The sequence below is a fragment of the Brevundimonas sp. GW821-FHT09G01 genome (assembly GCF_059416065.1).
Window position 1 is genome coordinate 43,826 of sequence record NZ_JBWKOL010000012.1, and the last position, 18,052, is coordinate 61,877.

The window sequence follows — 18,052 nt, forward strand, 5'->3', positions numbered from 1 at the left end:
ATGTGCGAAAGGGAAGGCATGACGCACCTTCCCGCCCTGACCCCGGCCTATCTAGACGTTCCTTCGGAGCGAGCGCTGTCGGGGACGGCGCCGGACCACCCGCCGCGCTTCCTGCTGTTGTACGGTTCGCTGCGGGACCGGTCTTACAGCCGGCTTCTGGTCGAGGAGGCCGCCCGGCTGCTGCGCCGCTTCGGGGCCGAGACGCGCATCTATGATCCGCGCGGCCTGCCTCAGCCCGATGACGCGGATCCGGCCCATCCCAAGGTCGCGGAACTGCGCGCGGCCTCGCTGTGGTCCGAGGGGCATGTGTGGTGCAGTCCGGAGCGTCACGGCGCGATGACCGGGATCTTCAAGACGCAGATCGACTGGCTTCCGCTGGAGAGCGGCGGCGTCCGCCCGACCCAGGGCCGGACCCTGGCGGTGATGCAGGTCAACGCGGGGTCGCAGTCGTTCAACACCATCAACCAGCTGCGCGTGCTGGGGCGGTGGATGCGGATGATCACCATTCCGAACCAGTCGTCGGTGGCCAAGGCCTTCAACGAATTCGACGACGAGGGCCGGATGAAGCCGTCGCCCTACTACGACCGGCTGGTCGACGTGATGGAAGAGCTGGTCAAGTTCACGCTGCTGACCCGAGGGCGCGCGGACTATCTGGTGGACCGGTACAGCGAGCGGAAGGCGGAGGACCGCCATCCGGCCGCCGCGTCGCTGGCGGACGCCGGGGCATGAGCGTGTTCGAGAAATACCTGACGGTCTGGGTGCTGCTGTGCATCGTGGTCGGGGTCACGCTGGGACACGCCTTCCAGCCGGCGTTCCGGGGGATCGCGGACCTGGAGATCGCGCACGTCAACCTGCCGGTCGCCGGGCTGATCTGGTTGATGATCATTCCCATGCTGGCGCGCATCGACTTCAGGGCGCTGGGGGCGGTGGCGCGTCACTGGCGCGGGGTGGCCGTCACGGTGGGGGTCAACTGGCTGGTGAAGCCCTTTTCGATGGCCTTGCTGGCGTGGCTGTTCATCGGGACGCTGTTCCGCCCCCTGCTGCCCCCCGGTCAGGTCGAGAGCTATATCGCCGGGCTGATCCTGCTGGCCGCCGCGCCCTGCACGGCGATGGTCTTCGTGTGGAGCCAGCTGACCGAGGGCGATCCGCCGTTCACGCTGAGCCAGGTGGCCCTGAACGACGCGATCATGCTGGTCGCCTTCGCGCCGGTCGTCGCGCTGCTGCTCGGTCTGTCGGCCATTTCGGTCCCGTGGGAGACCCTGCTGGCGTCCGTCGGACTCTACATCATCGTTCCCCTGATCCTGGCCCAGGTCCTGCGATCCGCGGTCCTGCGGCGAGGGCCGGAGGCCCTGGCGGCGCTGCTCAAGGCCCTGTCGCCGGTCTCCTTGCTGGCCTTGCTGGCGACGCTGATCCTGCTGTTCGGCTTCCAGGGCGAGCAGATCGTGCGGCAACCGCTGGTCATCGCCCTGCTGGCCGTGCCGATCCTGATCCAGGTCTATTTCAACGCGGGCCTGGCCTACGTCCTGAACCGGATGGCGGGAGAGGCGCACCGGGTGGCGGCGCCGTCGGCCCTGATCGGCGCGAGCAATTTCTTCGAACTGGCGGTCGCGGCGGCGATCAGCCTGTTCGGCCTGACCTCGGGCGCGGCGCTGGCGACGGTCGTCGGCGTCCTGATCGAGGTTCCGGTCATGCTGACCGTGGTCGCCATCGTGAACCGGACGCGCGGCTGGTACGACCGCGGGCCCGCCGTCCGCCGCCTGAACAACCAACGGAGGGCCTGACATGGGCGACGCTTTCCCCGTCACCATCTACCACAACCCCGGCTGCGGGACGTCGCGCAACGCCCTGGAGATGATCCGGGCCAGCGGATACGCGCCGACCGTGGTCGATTATCTGGAGGCGGGCTGGGACCGCGCGACCCTGACGCATCTGCTGTCGGCCATGGGCGCGCGCCCGCGCGAGGTGATGCGGACGAAGGGAACGCCGGCCGAGGCGCTGGGGCTGCTGGCCGACGGCGTGACCGACGAGGCGATTCTCGAGGCGATGCTGACCCATCCGGTTCTGGTCAACCGGCCCATCGTCGAGACGCCGCTGGGCGTGAGGCTGTGCCGACCGTCCGAGGCGGTCTTCGCCCTTCTGGAGCGGCGACCGGACAGATTCGTGAAGGAGGACGGGGAGGCCGTCTGAACACGCCCCGAAACGCAAGCGGGGCCCGACTTTTCAGCCGGGCCCCGCAGGGGTCTTCAGATGGTGCCGCCGGGGGGAATCGAACCCACGACCTCAGCCTTACCAAGGATGCGCTCTACCACTGAGCTACGGCGGCGAAATCTGAGGAAGCGGCCCTATAGCCAACGTCGTGGCGGGGGGGAAGCCCTATTTCCGCTTGGGTGTGAAAAGTTTGGCGGCGGGGTTCGCCTGATCGGAGGGCGACCGTGGACAAGGTTCGCGTTAACGGTGTCGGGGTCTTGCGCGGCACCGCGACGCGGGCTCTGATCCCCGCATGGACAAGCCCGAGACGACCGCTCCCGAAGCCGCTGCCGTCCCCGAGGCCCCGCCGTCCGCGCCCGCGCCGGTGAAGGCCGCGCCGGCCACGGAAGTGACGACCGGCGTTTCCGGCGCGCCCGCGCCCGCCGGTCCGGCCCGGGCCAAGTCCGAGAAGGCCCTGCGTCTGGCCAAGGCGCTGCGCGACAACCTGCGCCGCCGCAAGGTCGCGGCCAAGCCTGCAAGACCGAGCAACTGAAAGTCATCGGCCGCACCGTTCGCGCGGCCTTTCGCTCCCCCGGCGGACCGCGCTAGATAGCCGATCACCCTGACGCCCCCGCGCAGGGCCGCAAGAGACCACATGGACAGCATCGCCATCACCGGCGGCGCCCAGCTGAACGGGATCATTCCCGTGAGCGGCGCCAAAAATTCCGCCCTCAAGCTGATGGCCGCCTCGATCCTGACGGATCAGCCGCTGCTGCTGACCAACATGCCGCGCCTGGCGGACACGAAATTCCTGGGCAAGCTGCTGCAGGCGCTGGGCGTCGAGGTGACCGAGCGCGACGGGGCCGACGGGCAGGAGACCCTGTTCCACGGCGCCACGATCAGCTCGACCTTCGCCCCCTATGACCTGGTCCGTCAGATGCGGGCCAGCTTCAATGTGCTGGGGCCGCTGCTGGCGCGCACCGGCGAGGCCAAGGTGTCGCTGCCGGGCGGCTGCACCATCGGGGCGCGTCCGGTGGACCTGCACTTGCAGGCGCTGACCGCCCTGGGCGCCGAGATCGAGCTGGACGAGGGCTATGTCACCGCCCGCGCGCCCAAGGGGCTGCGCGGGGCCGAGATCGAGTTCCCGTTCGTGTCGGTGGGCGCGACCGAGCACGCCCTGCTGGCCGCCGTGATGGCGAACGGGACGACGGTGCTGCGCAAGGCTGCGCGGGAGCCGGAGATCGGCGACCTGGCCCGCTGCCTGACGGCGATGGGCGCGAAGATCGACGGGATCGACACCGACGTCCTGACCATCACCGGCGTGACCTCGCTGGGCGGGGCCGAATGGTCGGTGATCCCGGATCGGATCGAAATGGGCTCCTATGCCGTGGCCGCGGCCATGGCCGGGGGCGAGGTGCGGCTGACCAAGGCGCGCGCCGGGCTCATGACCGCCCTGACCGAGAAGATGGTCGCCGCGGGCGTCGAGGTTACGCCGACCGACGACGGCGTGATCGTGAAGCGCGATCCGATGCAGCGCCTGCGGGCGGTCAATCTGGAGACCGAGGTCTATCCGGGCTTCGCCACCGACCTGCAGGCCCAGTTCATGACGCTGATGACAACGGCGGAGGGCGAAAGCGTCATCCGCGAGAACATCTTCGAGAACCGCTTCATGCATGCGCCCGAGCTGGCGCGCCTGGGCGCCGACATCCACGTCCACGCGGGTGAGGCGGTGGTGAAGGGGGTCGAGGTGCTGCACGGCGCGCCCGTGATGGCGACCGACCTGCGCGCATCCGTCAGTCTGGTCATCGCGGGCCTTGTCGCCCAGGGTGAAACGACGGTCGGCCGGGTCTATCATCTGGATCGCGGTTTCGAGCGTTTGGAAGAAAAGCTGGGCGCGTGCGGCGCGAACATCCGACGGATCACAGGCGATACGCATGAACACTGAGGTCAAGGGCGCGGCGGAGGAAACGGCGATCAAGTCGCCGATGGAGCCCCTGCGTCTGCTGGCCGAGGACGCCGACGACCTGAGCATCATCTCGGTGGCGCTGCAGGACGCGATCATGCGTCCCAAGGACATCGTCTGGGAGCGCAACGCGCGGCTGCTGACCGTGGCGCTGAGCCGGTTCTGCTGGGAATGCGGCGGGACCCGGGTGATGGCGGCCATGCAGTTCGGCGACGTGATCGCGGTGAAGAGCCGCCGCCTGCCGCGCGGGCCGGAGATCGCGCTGGAGCTGCTGGCCATGGAGTTCGAGCCGGGCGACGCGCCGGGCGGACGCATCATCATGATGTTCGCCGGGGGCGGGGATCTGCGGGTTGAGGTGGAATGCCTGGACGCCGTGCTGACCGACCTGTCGGAACGCTGGCCCGCCCGGATCGCCCCGACCCACCTGGAAGGCTCCATCGAGGCGGCGCTGGCGGAGGCGGGCGCCTCGTGAGCGAGCACCGGCTGGTCTCCATCGAACTGGATGCGGCCTCCCTGCCGGCGGCCTCGGCCGAGATCGAGCACGAACGCCGCGTCGCCGTCTTCGACCTGGTCGAGAAGAACAGTTTCGAGCCCGCGGGGGCGGCGACGGGACCCTATTCGCTGAAGCTGTCGTCGCAGGACGGCCGGCTGGTGTTCGACATCGCTGGGCCGCGGTTCGCCAAGGCCCATGGCCTGTCGATGTCGCCGCTGACCAAGGTGATCAAGGACTACATCGACATCTGCGACAGCTACTATGAAGTGCTGCGTGGGACCGACGTGGGCAAGATCGAGGCGATCGACATGGGTCGCCGGGGCCTTCACAACGAAGGCGCCGAGCTGCTTAAGGCCAGGCTGGACGGCAAGATCACGGTGGACCACGAAACGGCCCGGCGTTTGTTCACGCTGGTGACGGCGCTTTACCGGCGCTGAAGACGGGTCCTCTCCGTTGCGGAGCAATGGGGAGGAGAACTCGACTAGCTCGCCTTTTTCGGGCATATGCCCGCTCCTTCGACGCGCGCTCCGCCCGGCGCGCGGCGTCTACTCGTATCCACCGGGCGTGAGAGGCCGCATGGCTAAGGAAGAACTGCTCGAGTTTCCCGGCGTCGTCAGCGAACTGCTGCCGAACGCGACGTTCCGCGTGACGCTCGAGAACGACCACGAAATCATCGCCCACACCGCGGGCAAGATGCGCAAGAACCGCATCCGCGTGCTGGCCGGCGACAAGGTCCTGGTCGAGATGACGCCCTACGACCTGACCAAGGGCCGCATCACCTATCGCTTCAAGTAAGGGCGGGCTCACATGAGCCTTCGCCCCGAACTGGTGCTGGCCTCGGCCAGCCCGCGCCGCGTGGAGCTGCTGGCGCTGGTCGGGATCAAGCCCGACCGAATCGAACCCGCCGACATCGACGAAACCCCGCTGAAGGGCGAGACGCCGCCGCGTCTCGCCGCGCGCCTGGCCATCGGCAAGGCGCAGGTCGTGGCCGCGCGCGCGCCGGACGCCGTGGTGCTGGCCGCCGACACCGTGGTGTCCGTGGGCCGCCGCTTCCTGGAGAAGGCCGCCGACGAGGCGGAGTGCGTGCGCTTCCTGAAGCTGCTCTCGGGGCGCGGCCACCGCGTCTATACGGGCGTGGCCGTGGCGGCGGGCGGCAAGCTGACCCATCGGGTGGTCGAGACCCGGGTGACCTTCAAGGTTCTGTCCGACGCCGAGATCGCCGCCTACGTCGCCTCGGGCGAATGGAAGGGCAAGGCCGGGGGCTACGGCATCCAGGGCCGGGCCGGAGCCTTCGTGACCCGGCTGGTCGGCAGCTATCCGGCCGTGATGGGCCTGCCGCTGCATGAAAGCGTGAACCTGCTGGCCGGCGCGGGCGTCAGGCCGTGACGCTGGAGGTCTTCCTCGACGACACGCCCGGCGAGCTGAGGGCGGTGGTCGAACGGGACGGCCGGGCCGAACACATACTTATAGAAAGAGCCGATACGCCGCCGCAGACCCGGCTGGGCGCGCGCTCGGTCGCGCGGGTGAGGCAATCCGCCCCCGGGCTGAAGGGCGCCTTCATCGACCTGGTCGGGGGGCTTGAGGCCTTCATGCCGTTGAAGGGCGGGATCTCCGCCCCGGTGGGGGCCAAGGTCGAGGTCGAGATCTCGGCGGAACGGCGCGAGGCCAAGGCGCCGGTGGCGCGCCGGCTGGGCGCGGGGGAGGGGGAGCCCCGCCTGCTGGCGGCCGCGCCGACACTGATTGAAACGCTGGCGCGGATCGCGCCGGGGGCGGAGCCGGCGACGGGCCGGGCGGCGATCGAGGCCGGATGGGCGGCGGTCGAGCAGGCCCAGGGACCGGCGGCCGTGCCGGGCGGCCAGGTCCACGTCGAGCGCACGCGCGCCATGATCACCGTCGACATCGACCTGAACGCCCACGACATGGGCCGGGCGCACTCGCGCGACGAGACGAATCGTCTGGCCCTGAAGGCGGCGGCGCGGCTGATCCGGCTGAATCGCTGGGGCGGACTGGTGGCGGTCGACCTGATCGGGACCCAGCACGACGGCAAGGCGATCCTGGCGGCGGCCCAAGCGGCGTTCGGCGACGATCCGTCGATCGTCTACGGGCCGGTGAACCGGTTCGGGGTGCTGATGCTGTCGCTGCCGTGGGGGCGGACTCCGCTGGAAGAGGTGCTGTACGCGGAGCCTCGCCTGCGGCTGCCGCGGCCCGAACAGGCGGCGCAGGAGGCGGTCCGGCGGCTGCGGGCCGCGCTGCTGGAGGACACCACACGGGCGCGGGTGACCCTGACCTGCGCCACGGGAATCGCGGCGCTGGCCGCGCCGCTGGTGGCGCAGCTGGGGCCGCGCGCCCATCTGAAGACCGACGACAGCCTGAAGCCAGGCGATTCCAACATCGAGGCCGAGTGATCATGGCGACCTGCGCCATCTGCCGCCGCGCGCCGGCGGACCCGAAGTACAAACCCTTCTGCTCCAAGCGCTGCGCCGACGTGGATCTGCAACGCTGGTTCACCGGCGGCTACGCCATACCGGTGCGAGAGGACGAGCCCACGGACGAGGGCGGGAACCGTGGTTCGCAAGAAGACTGACAGAGGTGCTTGCCTCCCGAAAGCGGCTCGCTTATAGACCCCGCTCCCTCGCTTCAAAGCGTGCGCCCGGGTAGCTCAGTTGGTAGAGCAGTGGATTGAAAATCCACGTGTCGGTGGTTCGAATCCGCCCCCGGGCACCATCTTCTCGGAAGTATGGCGCCATCTCCTCGGGAGATGCCTTCTCCTCTCAGACAATCTGTCAGGCCATATTCGCCGGAGCGCCTCAGCTTCCGCGGCGAAGACCGCTGTTCGGTATGATCCCGTATGCGGAATTTCCCTTATAAGAGGTGGGAACGACCCCGTTAAGACAGGTTAACGGGTCTGGATTTACGGGCGCGTTAGCCGGTTTGGAATGAATTGCTCAATCGGGGTTCATTTTTCCAAAATGATGCTCCGTACACCCTCGCAAAGGGTCGGACTTTCTGCCCAACCATCACGAAATTGACGCTTTCAACCTGAAACTTCCGCGATGAGCGTGCGTGCTCTCCCCCGAGGGGAAAAGCGCCGTTGCGCACTTGACGCTCTGGTATGCGTTCGCCAAAGGAGCTTGACCGCTTTCCTTTGCGAGCGGCCGGGAGGGGTTGGGAAAACGGTTTCCCAAGGCCTGTCGACACCGCCCCGGAAGCCTTAGGCAACCGGAAGCGTTCAGGAGGCGTTCCGCAGATCAGGGTTCAGTGAATCCCGACGCTGCGGGCGAGATTTTCATCGGGAACCGGCCGCCAGATTGGCCTGTTCCCTGGGTTCCACGAGTCAGACACCAAAGCAGGAACTGGCGAACTATGCTCGATTTCAAAAAGACCAACATTCTTCTGGCCATGGCCGGCGCTGCCGTCCTGATGGCTGGTTCGCCGGTCCTCGCGCAGGAAGCCGCTCCGGCCGCTCCCGCCGCCGCGACGGCCACCCCGGCTGACGCCGCCGCCGCCACTCCGGCGCCGGCTGCTGAAGCTGCTCCGGCCGCGGCCGAAGAAGCTGCTCCCGCTGCCGAAGGCGGCGCTCACAAGCTGACCATCGCGACCATGTTCATGGACGCCGGTCTGATCGTTAAGGTCGTCATGATCGGCCTGGTCCTGGCCTCGATCTTCTCGTGGACCCTGCTGCTCATCAAACTGTTCGAGTTCGGCGCCCTCAACCGCGCCACCGACCGCTTCCTGGAAACCTTCCGCTCGGCCCGCACCATCGCGGACATGCGCAAGGTCGCCACCTCGGACGAGTTCGAAGGCAACCCGCTGGCCGACATGGCCGCCGCGGCCACCGACGAAATCGAACTGTCGCGTCAGGCCGGCCTCTCGGTCACCGGCGAACACTCCGACTCGGCCCTGCTGCGCGCGCAGCAAGCCGTCTCGGCGGTTCAGTCGGGTCTGGCCAAGCGCCTCTCGGGCGGCCAACAGTTCCTGGCCTCGGTCGGTTCGACCGGTCCGTTCATCGGTCTGTTCGGCACCGTGTACGGCATCATGAACTCGTTCATCGGCATCGCGAACACCAACACGACCAACCTGGCCGTCGTCGCCCCCGGTATCGCCGAGGCGCTGCTGGCCACGGGTATCGGTCTGTTCGCCGCTATCCCGGCGGTTATCTTCTACAACTACTTCAACACCCGCATCGCGGCGTACGGCACCCGTTCGGACGGCTTCAACGCCGAACTGATCAACGCCATCTCGCGTAACCTCGACAAGGGGGCGTAACCCGGATGGCCGCCAAACTTTCAGGCGGCGGCGGTGGCAAGTGGGCCATTGAGCAGAACTCTGACATCAACGTTACGCCTTTCGTTGATATCATGCTGGTTCTGCTCATCATCTTCATGGTGGCGGCTCCGCTCGCCACTGTGTCGGTGGAGGTGAAGCTGCCGACTGCGGTCGCCAAACCCGCGCAGAATCCGCCCAAGCCGTTCTACGTCTCCATCCAGGACAACGGCCGCGCGTACATCGGTGACAATGAGGTGGAGATCACCTCGGTCGGCGCCGAACTGGGCAAGCTGATCGGCAACAAGCCGCCGTCGGATGAGCGTATCTTCATCCGTGCGGACCAGCAGACCCGATACGGCGACTTCATGCAGGTCATGAACTCCCTCCAGGATCACGGGTTCTATTCCGTGGCTCTGGTCGGTGAAGACCAGTCGACGCAGTAGGGAACGGTGATCTCATGACAGATGTTGAATATCACCGCAGTCGCTACGACCCGCCGCGCAAGAAGGGCTTCCTCGGGGTTCCCCCGGGCGTGCTCCTCGTCAGCGTGCTGTTCGTTCTGGCCCTGTTCGGCCTGCTCGCCATCTACCTGATCAACATGCAGTTCACGCTGCGCGAGGTCCGGTACACGGATGACACCGTTGACGTCGAGCTGATCGAACCGATCCCCGAGCCGCCCCCGCCGCCGCCGCCTCCGCCGCCGCCGACCGATACGCCTCCGCCGCCCAAGCTGCAGGTGCGTGTCCCGGCGATCGTGCCGAACGTGACGCCGGTCGAGCCGGTCCGCATCGAGCCGGTCAAGAAGGAAGACCGGATCGAGAACACCGCACCGCCGGTGATCACCCCGGATCCTCCGCGCCCGGCTCCGGTGCCGGCTCCGGCTCGTCCGTCGCTGATCACTCAGCCGAGCTGGGCCCGTCAGGTCCCGCCGGAGTTCCCGGAACGGGCGTCCGCCCGCGGGATCGAGTCGGGACGGGTGACCCTTCAGTGCACCGTTCAACCGAACGGCAGCCTGTCGAACTGTTCCGTGGTGTCCGAGGACCCCGCGGGCGCCGGCTTCGGCCAGGCCGCTCTGGCTGCGGCTCGCCGGTCGCGGGTTTCGCCCCGCACCGTCGACGGCGCCGCCGAAGGCGCCACCGTTCGCTGGACGACGCGCTTCGTTCCGCCCACGGACTGAGGCGACTGAAACGACTACGGAACGCCCCGGAGGAAACTCCGGGGCGTTTTCGTTTGCGCGACGCGCCGTCCGCCGAGGCTTGCGCGCGCGCGTTTCGCCGGTGATGACTTTCATCCCGGCCAAGCTTTCGCGGAGACCCCCGATGAACCGTTTCCTCCTCGCCGCCCTGATGACCGCCGGCGCGGCGCTGTCGGCCTGCGCCTACAACGACACCCTGGGGCGCAACCAGTTCCTGATCGTGGACGACGCGGCCCTGACGCAGCAGGCGGACGCCGCCTGGGCCCAGGCGCTGCGCACGCAGAGAATCTCGAACGACGCGGCCGCCCTGAACCGCATCCGCAATGTCGGTGGGCGGATCGTGGACGCCGCCGGCCTGTCGGACCGGCGCTGGGACTATGCGGTCTTCGTCAGCGATGCGCCGAACGCCTTCGTCCTGCCGTCGGGCAAGATCGGGGTGACCACCAGCCTGCTGGCCCTGGTGCGCAACGACGACCAGCTGGCCGCCGTGCTGGGCCACGAGGTCGGCCACGTCGTCGCCCGCCACGCGGCCGAGCGCTATTCGACCAGCGCCGCGACGGGGCTGGTGCTGAGCGGCGTGCAGGGCGTAGCTGGGGACTATGGCCAGGCGGCGGGCGCGATCGGCGGACTGGGGGCCCAGCTGGGCGTGCTGCTGCCCTTCTCGCGCCGGGACGAACTGGAGGCCGACCGTCTGGGCGTCGACTACATGCAGCGCGCCGGCTACCGCCCGGCGGAGTCCATCGCCCTGTGGCGGCTGATGCAGGCCCAGCGGCAGGGGGCGACGCCCGAGTTCGCCTCGACCCACCCCTCGGACACGACGCGGATCAGCGCGCTGGAGGGCTACATCAACAGCCGCGGCTGGAACTGAAGGGGCGGCGCGTGGAAAGTGACTAGTGATTAGTGATTAGTAGATCGCCGGGCCAGAGGCCGGTGCGAACCAGTTGCCGTCCGGGCCACCCACCAATCACTAGCCACTAACCCCTTCGTACGACCCAATTGGTCCTTGATCGCTCCGACCGACGCGGCTAAAGACGCCGCTCGCGCGGATACGTGCAGCCTTAGCTCAGTTGGTTAGAGCGCCGGTTTGTGGAGCCGGAGGTCCTCAGTTCAAACCTGAGAGGCTGTACCATCGCCCTTCCACGCTTCCCCTGACAGTCAGGTCGTCTGCCGCGCCGTTTGTGCGTGGGAAGTGGTTAGTGATTAGTGGCTCGATGCCGCTGACATAGGCGCAGAGGCGGCAGGCGCGAATGCCTGAGACAGCCACCCACTAATCACTAACCACTAATCACTTGCTGGGCTCCGTTCCCGACCGGTTATGCTCGCCCCCATGAGCAGCGCAAACCCAATCTGGGATCCCCAGCAGTACAGTCGTTTCGAGGCCGAGCGGGATCGCGCGGCGCTGGACCTGCTGCTGCGCCTGCCGGGCGATCTGGAGCCGCGGCGCGTCGTCGACCTGGGCTGTGGGACCGGCCAGCACGCGGCCCTGCTGAAACGCCGCCATCCGGGGGCGACGGTCGTCGGTCTGGATTCAAGTGCGGCCATGCTGGAGCAGGCCCGGGCGCTGGGCGCGGATGTGGATTGGGTGCAGGCCGATCTGGCGACCTGGGACCCCGATGGACCGGTGGACCTGATCTTCGCCAACGCATCGCTTCAATGGCTGCCCGACCATGAGGGGCTGCTGCGGCGGCTGACCGGCCTGCTGGCGCCCGGCGGAGCGATCGCCGTGCAGATGCCGCTGGCCTGGGACACGCTGCACTACCGGACCATGCGCGCCGTCGTCGCCGACGGGCCGTGGTCGGACCGGCTGTCGGACCGGGAGACGATCCAGGCCCTGCTGAGCCCGGAGGCCTATTACGGCGTGCTGGCCGAGGCCTGCGAGGCGGTGGACGTCTGGTCCACCACCTATCTGCACGCCCTGACCGGGCCGAACGCCGTGCTGGAATGGATGAAGGGTACGGCCCTGCGTCCGCATCTGACGGCGCTCAAGGACGATCCGGCTATGCGGGACGCTTATCTTTCCGCGCTGGGCGACGCCCTTTCCGTGGCGTTTCCGCGTCGTCCGGACGGGGTGACGCTTCTGCCGTTCCCGCGTCTGTTCCTGGTGGCGCGTCGGCGACGCGACGGCGGCGGCGCAGGCCGGTGACCGGGCCGTCCAGCTTCTCCAGCTCGACCGTCATGGCGCGGTAGCCGGCGTCCACGGCGGGGGCGAAGGCCTTCCAGTCGCGGATGTCGACGCCGTCCGGCGTGGGCTGGACCAGGATGTCGACGATGGCGCGCGAGCGCTCGATCTCAAGGTCCGTGGTCAGGGTGGCCGAGCGCATCATGATCGAGACGATGGGCGGGCCGCGGCGCCAGGCGCCGGTGGCCAGCAGCCGCCAGATCGAGGGCGGATGTTCGATCAGGGCCGGGTCGACGCCGCGCGCCTGCGACATGTCGATGCCGATGACCGGGCCGGAGTTCATCTGGCGCATGACCTCGGCGGGCAGATTGCTGAGCACCGCGCCGTCGACCAGCACCTGGCCGTCGATGACGATGGGCGGCAGCAGGCCCGGGATGGCGATGGAGGCGCGCATGGCGCGGCGCATCAGGCCCCGGCGATGCACCTCGATCCGGCCCGAGGTCAGATTGGTCGAGACGGCGAAGAAGGGCCGGGCCAGGTCGGCCATGTCGATGTCGCCGTAGGCGGCCTGGAGCAGGCCGTCGACTTTCTTGGCGCGGGTCATGGCCAGCATGGGGAAGGTGATGTCGCTGAGCGGGTCGCTGTCCACGAACGAACGGCGGATGCGGTCCTCCAACTCCTCCAGAGACCAGCCCATGGCCGGGCCGGCGGCGATCACGGCGCCCATGGAGCTGCCGCCGACGAAGTCGACGGGGACGCCCGCGTCGCGCAGGGCCCGCAGCGCGCCGATGTGGGAGTAGGCGCGGGCCCCGCCGCCGGACATGACCACGCCGACGCCCATGCCGGTGATGACCCGGGCGATGCGGTCGGCGTCGGCCTGATCGCCCTCGACCGCCTGGAACCAGCGGCCCGGCTGGACCGCGTCGATCCAGACCGAGGTGTTGGCCGGACGGGCCATGCGCGGATCCCGCAACAGGATCAGGTCGGTGCGGCGCTGGGCGTCCAGCACCCCGGCGTGGGGCAGGGGGCGGTTTGGCGGGGCCAGCAGGCACTGGCCGACGACGAAGACGCGGTCGACCTGACGGGCGCACAGGGCGGCCCAGGCGGGCTCATCCGCCTCGGCGACATAGAGGACGAAGTCGTGGGCGTCCTCGACCCGGCTGAACCATTCGGTGGCCGAGGAGAGGGCGGAATGGTCGATGACCTGACAGGTGAAGCCCGAGGCCTCGATGGCGGCGGCGACGCGCTCGACAAAGGCGCGGATGGGCCGGGGGCGGGCCGAGATGAAGCCGAAGACGCTGGGCTCGCCGCCCCCGGAGCGGCGGTCGCGGGCGCGCTGGATCATCAGGCGCGACAGCTCGACCATCAGATCGGGCTCGGTGCGGGCGGCCTCGAAGAAGGCGTCGCGAGGCAGGGCCAGGATCTCTGAATCGCGCAAAGCGACGACGTCAGCGGTGTGCGGACTGCCCGCCAGCATGGCCATCTCGCCCGCGGGCTCGCCGGGCCGGATGACGCCGACGAACTGGGGCGGCTGGTCGTTGGCCTCGCGGCGGAAGACGCCCAGACGGCCGGCGCGCAGCAGGTAGAGGGTGTCGGACGGATCGTCCTCGGCGAACAGGGTCTCGCCCCCGGTCAGGGCGAACCAGCTGGCCGGGGTGTTTCGGCCGCTCTCGAAGATGCGGTGCAGGGCGTCTTCCAGACGATCAGAGCGGGCGGGGGGCATGGCGGCCGGGGTCCAGGGTTCGGGGTCTAGGATCGGAGCAAGGAACGGGGGACGACACGAGCTGGGAGGATCGCCAGATATGGTTACCGAAACCCCTAAACCCTAGTCCGTAGGACCCGAACTCTACCAGGCGCCGAGTTCCCGCAGTTCCCGCGCCAGATCGTCCGGCAGGTCCGTCGCGTCGGCGCGGGTCAGGTCGGCCGGGGCGTCCTTGCCGTCCAGATAGCGCCAGCCTTGGAAGGGACGGCGGGCCAGGGGCGCGGTGCGGATGACGCGGGCGTCGATGCGGATTTCGCATCGGCTGGCGGGGCCTTCGCCGATGGTGGAGACGTCGAGGATGGGCTGGCGGCACAGGACCGAGCCCTTGATGACCCAGTACAGGGAGCCGCCGTCCTCAAGCTCCGCCGCCCGCTTGGGCGTCATGCGGGTGTGGACGACGCGCCAGTCGCTCAGGGCGGCGTTGCGTTCGAGGGTCTCGACATCGGAGACGCCGACGCACAGTTTGATCATGTGGAGAGGCATAGGGCTGGATATGGCGCAGGGGGTAGGGCGGCGCCAGCGGTGGATGCCAAGCCCACCACTCTGCACCCATCACGCGACATCGCCGCCCGCGAGGCGTACTATCACTCCATGTATGGACTGATCGGCAAGATGACGGCGGTCGCGGGTCAACGTGAGGCGCTGACGGTGATCCTGCTGGACGGCGTGGCGGGCATGCCCGGCTGCCTCAGCTATATCGTCGCCCATGACCCCGCCGACGCGGACGCCATCTGGGTGACCGAGGTCTGGACCGACGAGGCCGCGCATCGGGCCTCGCTGCAGATTCCCGAGGTCAAGGCGGCGATCCGCAAGGGGATGCCGTTGATCGCGACCTTCGGCGACGCGCAGGTCACGACGCCGGTGGGCGGGGTGGGAATGAGCGGCGTCTAGGTCAGGCCTCGGCGGCTTTCACCACCGCCAGGACCACGCCCTCGCCGACCTGTTCGCCGACGGCGACGGAAACGCTTTCGACCACGCCGTCGAACGGGGCGACCAGGGCGTGTTCCATCTTCATGGCCTCGAGCACCACGATGGGCGCGCCCTTGGCGACCGTGTCGCCCGCGGCGGCCGGGGCGGCGACGATCTTGCCGGGCATGGGCGCGCGCAGGGAGCCGTCGGACGCGGGGCCAGAGGCGGAACCGGTCAATCGCGGCAGGAATTCGAAGGCGTCGCCGTCTTCAAAGACGACGATACGGCCGTCCCCCGTGTTCGCCCCGGAGACCTGTGCGCCGTCGATGAAGACATGGTCCGGCGTTCCGATCACCTGGAAGTCCTCGTCTCCGAACTCGACGTCAAAGCCCGAGTGACGCGGAGCGTCTATGTCGTGGATGCCCCACAGGTCCGCCCGAACGCTTTCGCCGTCGCGGTAAAGCACGACCGGCGTCCGGGATTCTCCGTTCATTCGGAAGGCGAACAGGCCGTCGGTCCAGGGTGACAGTTCATTGCTCCGCAACGCCTCGTCGGCGCGCAGGCCGACGATGGCCAGGGCGGCGGCGGCGGTCCGGGAGGACGGGGAGGTGGGGACGAGAGCGGCTTCCTCCGCCGCAATGAACCCCGTGTCGACGTCGCCGTTGATGAAACGGGGATGCTCAAGGCAGCGGACGAGGAAGCCGGCGTTGGTCTTGACCGGCCAGACCTCGACCTCGGCGCAGGCGTCAGCCAGCGCGGCGGCCGCTTCCTCGCGGGTGTCCTCGTGCACGATCAGCTTGGCGATCATGGGATCGTAGAACTGGCTGACCTCGCCGCCCTGCATCACGCCGGTGTCGACGCGGATGTCCTCGGGCATGACGAAGTGGTCCAGCCGGCCGATGCTCGGCAGGAAGCCGTGGGCCGGGTCCTCGGCGTAGAGGCGGGCCTCCATGGCCCAGCCGTTCATCGGGATATCAGCCTGCTTGAGCGGGATCGGCTCGCCGGCGGCGACGCGGAACTGCCATTCGACCAGGTCGACGCCGGTGATGCTTTCGGTGACGGGGTGTTCGACCTGCAGCCGGGTGTTCATCTCCATGAACCAGATGCGGTCGGCCTTGAGGCCGTTCGAGGCGTCGGCGATGAACTCGATGGTGCCGGCGCCCTGGTAGTTCACGGCCCTGGCGGCGCGGACGGCGGCGTCGGTGACGGCCTTGCGGGTGGCCGCGTCCATGCCGGGGGCCGGGGCCTCCTCGATCACCTTCTGGTGGCGACGCTGCAGCGAGCAGTCGCGCTCATGCAGGTGGACGACCTCGCCGTGGCTGTCGCCGAAGATCTGAACCTCGATGTGGCGCGGTCGGGTGATGTAGCTTTCGATCAGGACGCGCGGATCGCCGAAGGAGGACTGGCCCTCGCGACGGGCGGAGGCCAGGCCATCGGCGAAGTCTTCGGCCCGGTCGACCTTCTTCATGCCCTTGCCGCCGCCGCCGGCGACGGCCTTGATCAGGACGGGGAAGCCGATCTTGTTCGCCTCGGCGGTCAGGGTCGCGTCCGTCTGATCCTCGCCCTGGTAGCCGGGAGTGACGGGCACGCCGGCCTCGATCATCAGCGTCTTGGCCGCGTCCTTCAGACCCATGGCGCGGATCGAGGACGGCTGCGGGCCGATCCAGACGATGCCGGCGGCCATGACGGCCTCGGCGAAGTCGGCGTTCTCGGACAGGAAGCCGTAGCCGGGGTGGATGGCCTCGGCGCCGGTTTCCTTGGCGGCGGCCAGGACCTGGTCGGCGACCAGATAGGACTCCCGCGCGGCGGCGGGGCCGATCAGCACGGCCTCGTCGGCCTCGCGCACGTGCAGGGCGTTCGCGTCGGCTTCGGAGTAGACGGCGATCGTGCGGATTCCCATCCGCTTGGCGGTGCGGAAGACGCGGCAGGCGATCTCGCCACGATTGGCGACCAGGACGGATTTGAACATGAGGCCGTTCTAGAGCGGTGCGTCGCGAGTGGCGAGGGCTAGTGCCCCGCCATCTCGTTGAAGCCGAGGTAGAGCCACAGGATGGCCAGGATGGCGAAGGTCACCGTGGTCAGGTTCCACAGCACGAACATGCGGACCAGGGTGCCGATGGTGCTGCGCTGGTAGGCGCCCTTCATGTGGATGAAGAGGTGCACCGGGGAGAGCAGCAGCAGCCACCAGGCCCAGGGCGTCAGGATGCCCAGCCCCATGATCACGATCAGCAGCAGCAGCTGGAACGACAGCGAGTGCATCGAGAAGATGACGTGGTCGAAGACATAGAAGCGGCGGTTGAAGGCGAACAGAACGGTCAGCATCAGGGCCGAGACGGGCAGGGCCAGAATGGCGACGCGGTGGGCCCAGATCTCCAGGATCAAGGCGAAGCGCGCCGGGTCCTGACGCACCTGCTCCATGCGCGAGTTGAACCAGTGATCCAGGTCGCGGATTTTCTCGGCGTCGGCGGTGTCGGCCATCTTCGGCGCTGCGTCGGCGCTCGCCTTGGTCTGGGCCGAGACGTCCTCGGCCAGATTGCGGCCGAAGGCGGCCCAATCCCCGCGCGCGGCGGCGATCTGAGTGCGCTTCTCGACTTCGCTCAGGTCCGGATCGGCCATGACCTCGGCTTCATAAGCTTTGGCGGCCTCGCTGCCGGGCGTGATGTTTCGGTGGTTCGTGTCGTCGCCGTCCGCTGTGGCGGCGCCGTGGGTCTCGGTCGAAGCCGCCTCGGCGCCGTGGCCTTCGGCGGCTTCGTGTTTGTCCGCGCCGGCCTTCATGGCGGCGTGGCCGACGAAGAAGGCGACCAGCAGGATGACCAGGAACATGCGGAAGGGCGCGACCTGGGAGGCGCGCTTGCCCTCCAGATACTCGCGGGTCAGCTTGCCGGGACGGCGCAGCAGGTCGGGCAGGGTGGAGAACAGCCGGCCGTCCAGGTGCAGCAGGCTCTCGACCGCCTCGACGGTCAGTTTCCAGATCGACTTGTGGAAGTCCTCGGCCAGCTGGCCGCACTCATGGCAGTGCGGTCCCATCAGCGGCGTCTGGCAGTTGGCGCAGGGCGTGCCGGGCGGGATGTCCGCGTGCTCGCGCCGCCATTTCAGCCAGCCGCCGCCCGAGGCGAGACCCGCCGTTTCCAGTTCACCCGACATGATCCCCCCGGCCG

The 18,052-nt window shown here is 68.6% G+C and carries 20 protein-coding genes, 3 tRNA genes and 1 pseudogene; 19 read left to right on the top strand and 5 right to left on the bottom strand.

The window, feature by feature from the left end:
* Positions 1-18: 18 nt before the first annotated feature.
* The 3 genes from arsH to arsC are packed head-to-tail and all read left to right on the top strand — an operon-like array spanning position 19 to position 2,187.
* Complete coding sequence (arsH, locus tag AC07NB_RS16790; RefSeq protein WP_494572387.1) at positions 19-729, top strand: arsenical resistance protein ArsH; 711 nt, start codon at positions 19-21, stop codon at positions 727-729.
* On the top strand, positions 726-1,781 hold the full coding sequence (arsB, locus tag AC07NB_RS16795; RefSeq protein WP_494572388.1) for an ACR3 family arsenite efflux transporter: 1,056 nt from the start codon (positions 726-728) through the stop codon (positions 1,779-1,781). The genes arsH and arsB overlap by 4 nt, the downstream gene beginning before the upstream one ends.
* Position 1,782: 1 nt before the next feature.
* Positions 1,783-2,187, top strand: a complete 405-nt coding sequence (gene arsC / locus AC07NB_RS16800) for an arsenate reductase (glutaredoxin) (protein WP_494572389.1) — start codon at positions 1,783-1,785, stop codon at positions 2,185-2,187.
* 61 nt (positions 2,188-2,248) lie between these two features.
* On the opposite strand, the gene AC07NB_RS16805 is transcribed toward arsC, so the two are convergent.
* Positions 2,249-2,323 (bottom strand) — tRNA-Thr (locus tag AC07NB_RS16805).
* A 177-nt stretch (positions 2,324-2,500) separates the two neighbouring features.
* On the opposite strand from AC07NB_RS16805, the gene AC07NB_RS16810 reads away from it, so the two are divergent.
* The 15 genes and pseudogenes from AC07NB_RS16810 to AC07NB_RS16880 all read left to right on the top strand — a co-directional run.
* Positions 2,501-2,740, top strand: a complete 240-nt coding sequence (locus AC07NB_RS16810) for a hypothetical protein (protein ID WP_494572390.1) — start codon at positions 2,501-2,503, stop codon at positions 2,738-2,740.
* A 102-nt stretch (positions 2,741-2,842) separates the two neighbouring features.
* Entirely contained in the window at positions 2,843-4,132 is a 1,290-nt protein-coding gene (murA, locus tag AC07NB_RS16815) for a UDP-N-acetylglucosamine 1-carboxyvinyltransferase (RefSeq protein WP_492313631.1), read from the top strand.
* Positions 4,122-4,622, top strand: coding sequence for a DUF2948 family protein (locus AC07NB_RS16820; protein ID WP_291834124.1), 501 nt, complete (start codon positions 4,122-4,124; stop codon positions 4,620-4,622). The genes murA and AC07NB_RS16820 overlap by 11 nt, the downstream gene beginning before the upstream one ends.
* Complete coding sequence (locus tag AC07NB_RS16825) at positions 4,619-5,080, top strand: UPF0262 family protein (RefSeq protein ID WP_494572391.1); 462 nt, start codon at positions 4,619-4,621, stop codon at positions 5,078-5,080. The genes AC07NB_RS16820 and AC07NB_RS16825 overlap by 4 nt, the downstream gene beginning before the upstream one ends.
* A 139-nt stretch (positions 5,081-5,219) precedes the next feature.
* Positions 5,220-5,438, top strand: a complete 219-nt coding sequence (gene infA / locus AC07NB_RS16830; RefSeq protein WP_003164348.1) for a translation initiation factor IF-1 — start codon at positions 5,220-5,222, stop codon at positions 5,436-5,438.
* A gap of 12 nt (positions 5,439-5,450) precedes the next feature.
* Positions 5,451-6,029: a Maf family protein gene (locus tag AC07NB_RS16835; protein WP_291834130.1), complete on the top strand. Its 579-nt coding sequence runs from the start codon at positions 5,451-5,453 to the stop codon at positions 6,027-6,029.
* The gene (locus AC07NB_RS16840) at positions 6,026-7,048 is read left to right on the top strand and encodes a ribonuclease E/G (protein ID WP_494572392.1); all 1,023 of its coding nucleotides are present in this window, start codon (positions 6,026-6,028) and stop codon (positions 7,046-7,048) included. Before AC07NB_RS16835 ends, AC07NB_RS16840 begins: the two co-directional genes overlap by 4 nt.
* Before the next feature lie 2 nt (positions 7,049-7,050).
* A complete protein-coding gene (locus tag AC07NB_RS16845; protein WP_492313629.1) occupies positions 7,051-7,227 on the top strand; it encodes a DNA gyrase inhibitor YacG in 177 nt (58 codons plus the stop codon).
* Positions 7,228-7,291: 64 nt separating this feature from the next.
* A tRNA-Phe gene (locus AC07NB_RS16850) sits at positions 7,292-7,367 on the top strand.
* Positions 7,368-8,006: 639 nt separating this feature from the next.
* On the top strand, positions 8,007-8,909 hold the full coding sequence (locus AC07NB_RS16855; RefSeq protein ID WP_291834134.1) for a MotA/TolQ/ExbB proton channel family protein: 903 nt from the start codon (positions 8,007-8,009) through the stop codon (positions 8,907-8,909).
* A gap of 5 nt (positions 8,910-8,914) precedes the next feature.
* Positions 8,915-9,352: a biopolymer transporter ExbD gene (locus tag AC07NB_RS16860; RefSeq protein ID WP_291834137.1), complete on the top strand. Its 438-nt coding sequence runs from the start codon at positions 8,915-8,917 to the stop codon at positions 9,350-9,352.
* Between the two features lie 14 nt (positions 9,353-9,366).
* Positions 9,367-10,086 (top strand): TonB family protein, encoded by a 720-nt coding sequence (locus tag AC07NB_RS16865; protein ID WP_291834140.1) that lies wholly within the window; start codon positions 9,367-9,369, stop codon positions 10,084-10,086.
* A gap of 142 nt (positions 10,087-10,228) precedes the next feature.
* Complete coding sequence (locus tag AC07NB_RS16870; protein WP_494572393.1) at positions 10,229-10,972, top strand: M48 family metallopeptidase; 744 nt, start codon at positions 10,229-10,231, stop codon at positions 10,970-10,972.
* A gap of 184 nt (positions 10,973-11,156) precedes the next feature.
* Positions 11,157-11,233, top strand: a tRNA-His gene (locus AC07NB_RS16875).
* Between the two features lie 198 nt (positions 11,234-11,431).
* Positions 11,432-11,839: pseudogene (locus AC07NB_RS16880) on the top strand (methyltransferase domain-containing protein); the annotation flags it as partial.
* A gap of 262 nt (positions 11,840-12,101) precedes the next feature.
* Here the strand turns inward: AC07NB_RS16880 and AC07NB_RS16885 are convergent.
* Positions 12,102-13,946 carry a patatin-like phospholipase family protein gene (locus tag AC07NB_RS16885; protein WP_494572394.1) on the bottom strand — a complete coding sequence of 615 codons (1,845 nt, stop codon included), beginning with the start codon at positions 13,944-13,946 and terminating at the stop codon, positions 12,102-12,104.
* 123 nt (positions 13,947-14,069) lie between these two features.
* The gene (locus AC07NB_RS16890; protein WP_291834148.1) at positions 14,070-14,468 is read right to left on the bottom strand and encodes a DUF1489 family protein; all 399 of its coding nucleotides are present in this window, start codon (positions 14,466-14,468) and stop codon (positions 14,070-14,072) included.
* Between the two features lie 39 nt (positions 14,469-14,507).
* Here AC07NB_RS16890 and AC07NB_RS16895 point away from each other — a divergent pair, with 39 nt between their 5' ends.
* Positions 14,508-14,876, top strand: a complete 369-nt coding sequence (locus AC07NB_RS16895; RefSeq protein ID WP_494572395.1) for a putative quinol monooxygenase — start codon at positions 14,508-14,510, stop codon at positions 14,874-14,876.
* 1 nt (position 14,877) lies between these two features.
* Here the strand turns inward: AC07NB_RS16895 and AC07NB_RS16900 are convergent, their stop codons facing one another.
* Together AC07NB_RS16900 and AC07NB_RS16905 are read right to left on the bottom strand one after the other, a co-directional pair.
* Positions 14,878-16,863 (bottom strand): acetyl/propionyl/methylcrotonyl-CoA carboxylase subunit alpha, encoded by a 1,986-nt coding sequence (locus AC07NB_RS16900; RefSeq protein ID WP_494572396.1) that lies wholly within the window; start codon positions 16,861-16,863, stop codon positions 14,878-14,880.
* A gap of 38 nt (positions 16,864-16,901) precedes the next feature.
* Positions 16,902-18,038: a DUF3667 domain-containing protein gene (locus AC07NB_RS16905; RefSeq protein ID WP_494572397.1), complete on the bottom strand. Its 1,137-nt coding sequence runs from the start codon at positions 18,036-18,038 to the stop codon at positions 16,902-16,904.
* Positions 18,039-18,052: the final 14 nt, after the last annotated feature.

What these genes read in the sequence shown, in the direction of transcription:
- arsB (WP_494572388.1), top strand. Translation starts at nt 726, where the DNA reads ATGAGCGTGTTCGAGAAATACCTGACGGTCTGGGTGCTGCTGTGCATC.
- AC07NB_RS16905 (WP_494572397.1), bottom strand. Translation starts at nt 18,038, where the DNA reads ATGTCGGGTGAACTGGAAACGGCGGGTCTCGCCTCGGGCGGCGGCTGG.
- AC07NB_RS16820 (WP_291834124.1), top strand. Translation starts at nt 4,122, where the DNA reads ATGAACACTGAGGTCAAGGGCGCGGCGGAGGAAACGGCGATCAAGTCG.
- AC07NB_RS16870 (WP_494572393.1), top strand. Translation starts at nt 10,229, where the DNA reads ATGAACCGTTTCCTCCTCGCCGCCCTGATGACCGCCGGCGCGGCGCTG.
- AC07NB_RS16890 (WP_291834148.1), bottom strand. Translation starts at nt 14,468, where the DNA reads ATGCCTCTCCACATGATCAAACTGTGCGTCGGCGTCTCCGATGTCGAG.
- AC07NB_RS16900 (WP_494572396.1), bottom strand. Translation starts at nt 16,863, where the DNA reads ATGTTCAAATCCGTCCTGGTCGCCAATCGTGGCGAGATCGCCTGCCGC.
- arsH (WP_494572387.1), top strand. Translation starts at nt 19, where the DNA reads ATGACGCACCTTCCCGCCCTGACCCCGGCCTATCTAGACGTTCCTTCG.
- AC07NB_RS16865 (WP_291834140.1), top strand. Translation starts at nt 9,367, where the DNA reads ATGACAGATGTTGAATATCACCGCAGTCGCTACGACCCGCCGCGCAAG.
- AC07NB_RS16855 (WP_291834134.1), top strand. Translation starts at nt 8,007, where the DNA reads ATGCTCGATTTCAAAAAGACCAACATTCTTCTGGCCATGGCCGGCGCT.
- AC07NB_RS16845 (WP_492313629.1), top strand. Translation starts at nt 7,051, where the DNA reads ATGGCGACCTGCGCCATCTGCCGCCGCGCGCCGGCGGACCCGAAGTAC.
- AC07NB_RS16885 (WP_494572394.1), bottom strand. Translation starts at nt 13,946, where the DNA reads ATGCCCCCCGCCCGCTCTGATCGTCTGGAAGACGCCCTGCACCGCATC.
- murA (WP_492313631.1), top strand. Translation starts at nt 2,843, where the DNA reads ATGGACAGCATCGCCATCACCGGCGGCGCCCAGCTGAACGGGATCATT.
- AC07NB_RS16835 (WP_291834130.1), top strand. Translation starts at nt 5,451, where the DNA reads ATGAGCCTTCGCCCCGAACTGGTGCTGGCCTCGGCCAGCCCGCGCCGC.
- arsC (WP_494572389.1), top strand. Translation starts at nt 1,783, where the DNA reads ATGGGCGACGCTTTCCCCGTCACCATCTACCACAACCCCGGCTGCGGG.
- AC07NB_RS16810 (WP_494572390.1), top strand. Translation starts at nt 2,501, where the DNA reads ATGGACAAGCCCGAGACGACCGCTCCCGAAGCCGCTGCCGTCCCCGAG.
- infA (WP_003164348.1), top strand. Translation starts at nt 5,220, where the DNA reads ATGGCTAAGGAAGAACTGCTCGAGTTTCCCGGCGTCGTCAGCGAACTG.
- AC07NB_RS16860 (WP_291834137.1), top strand. Translation starts at nt 8,915, where the DNA reads ATGGCCGCCAAACTTTCAGGCGGCGGCGGTGGCAAGTGGGCCATTGAG.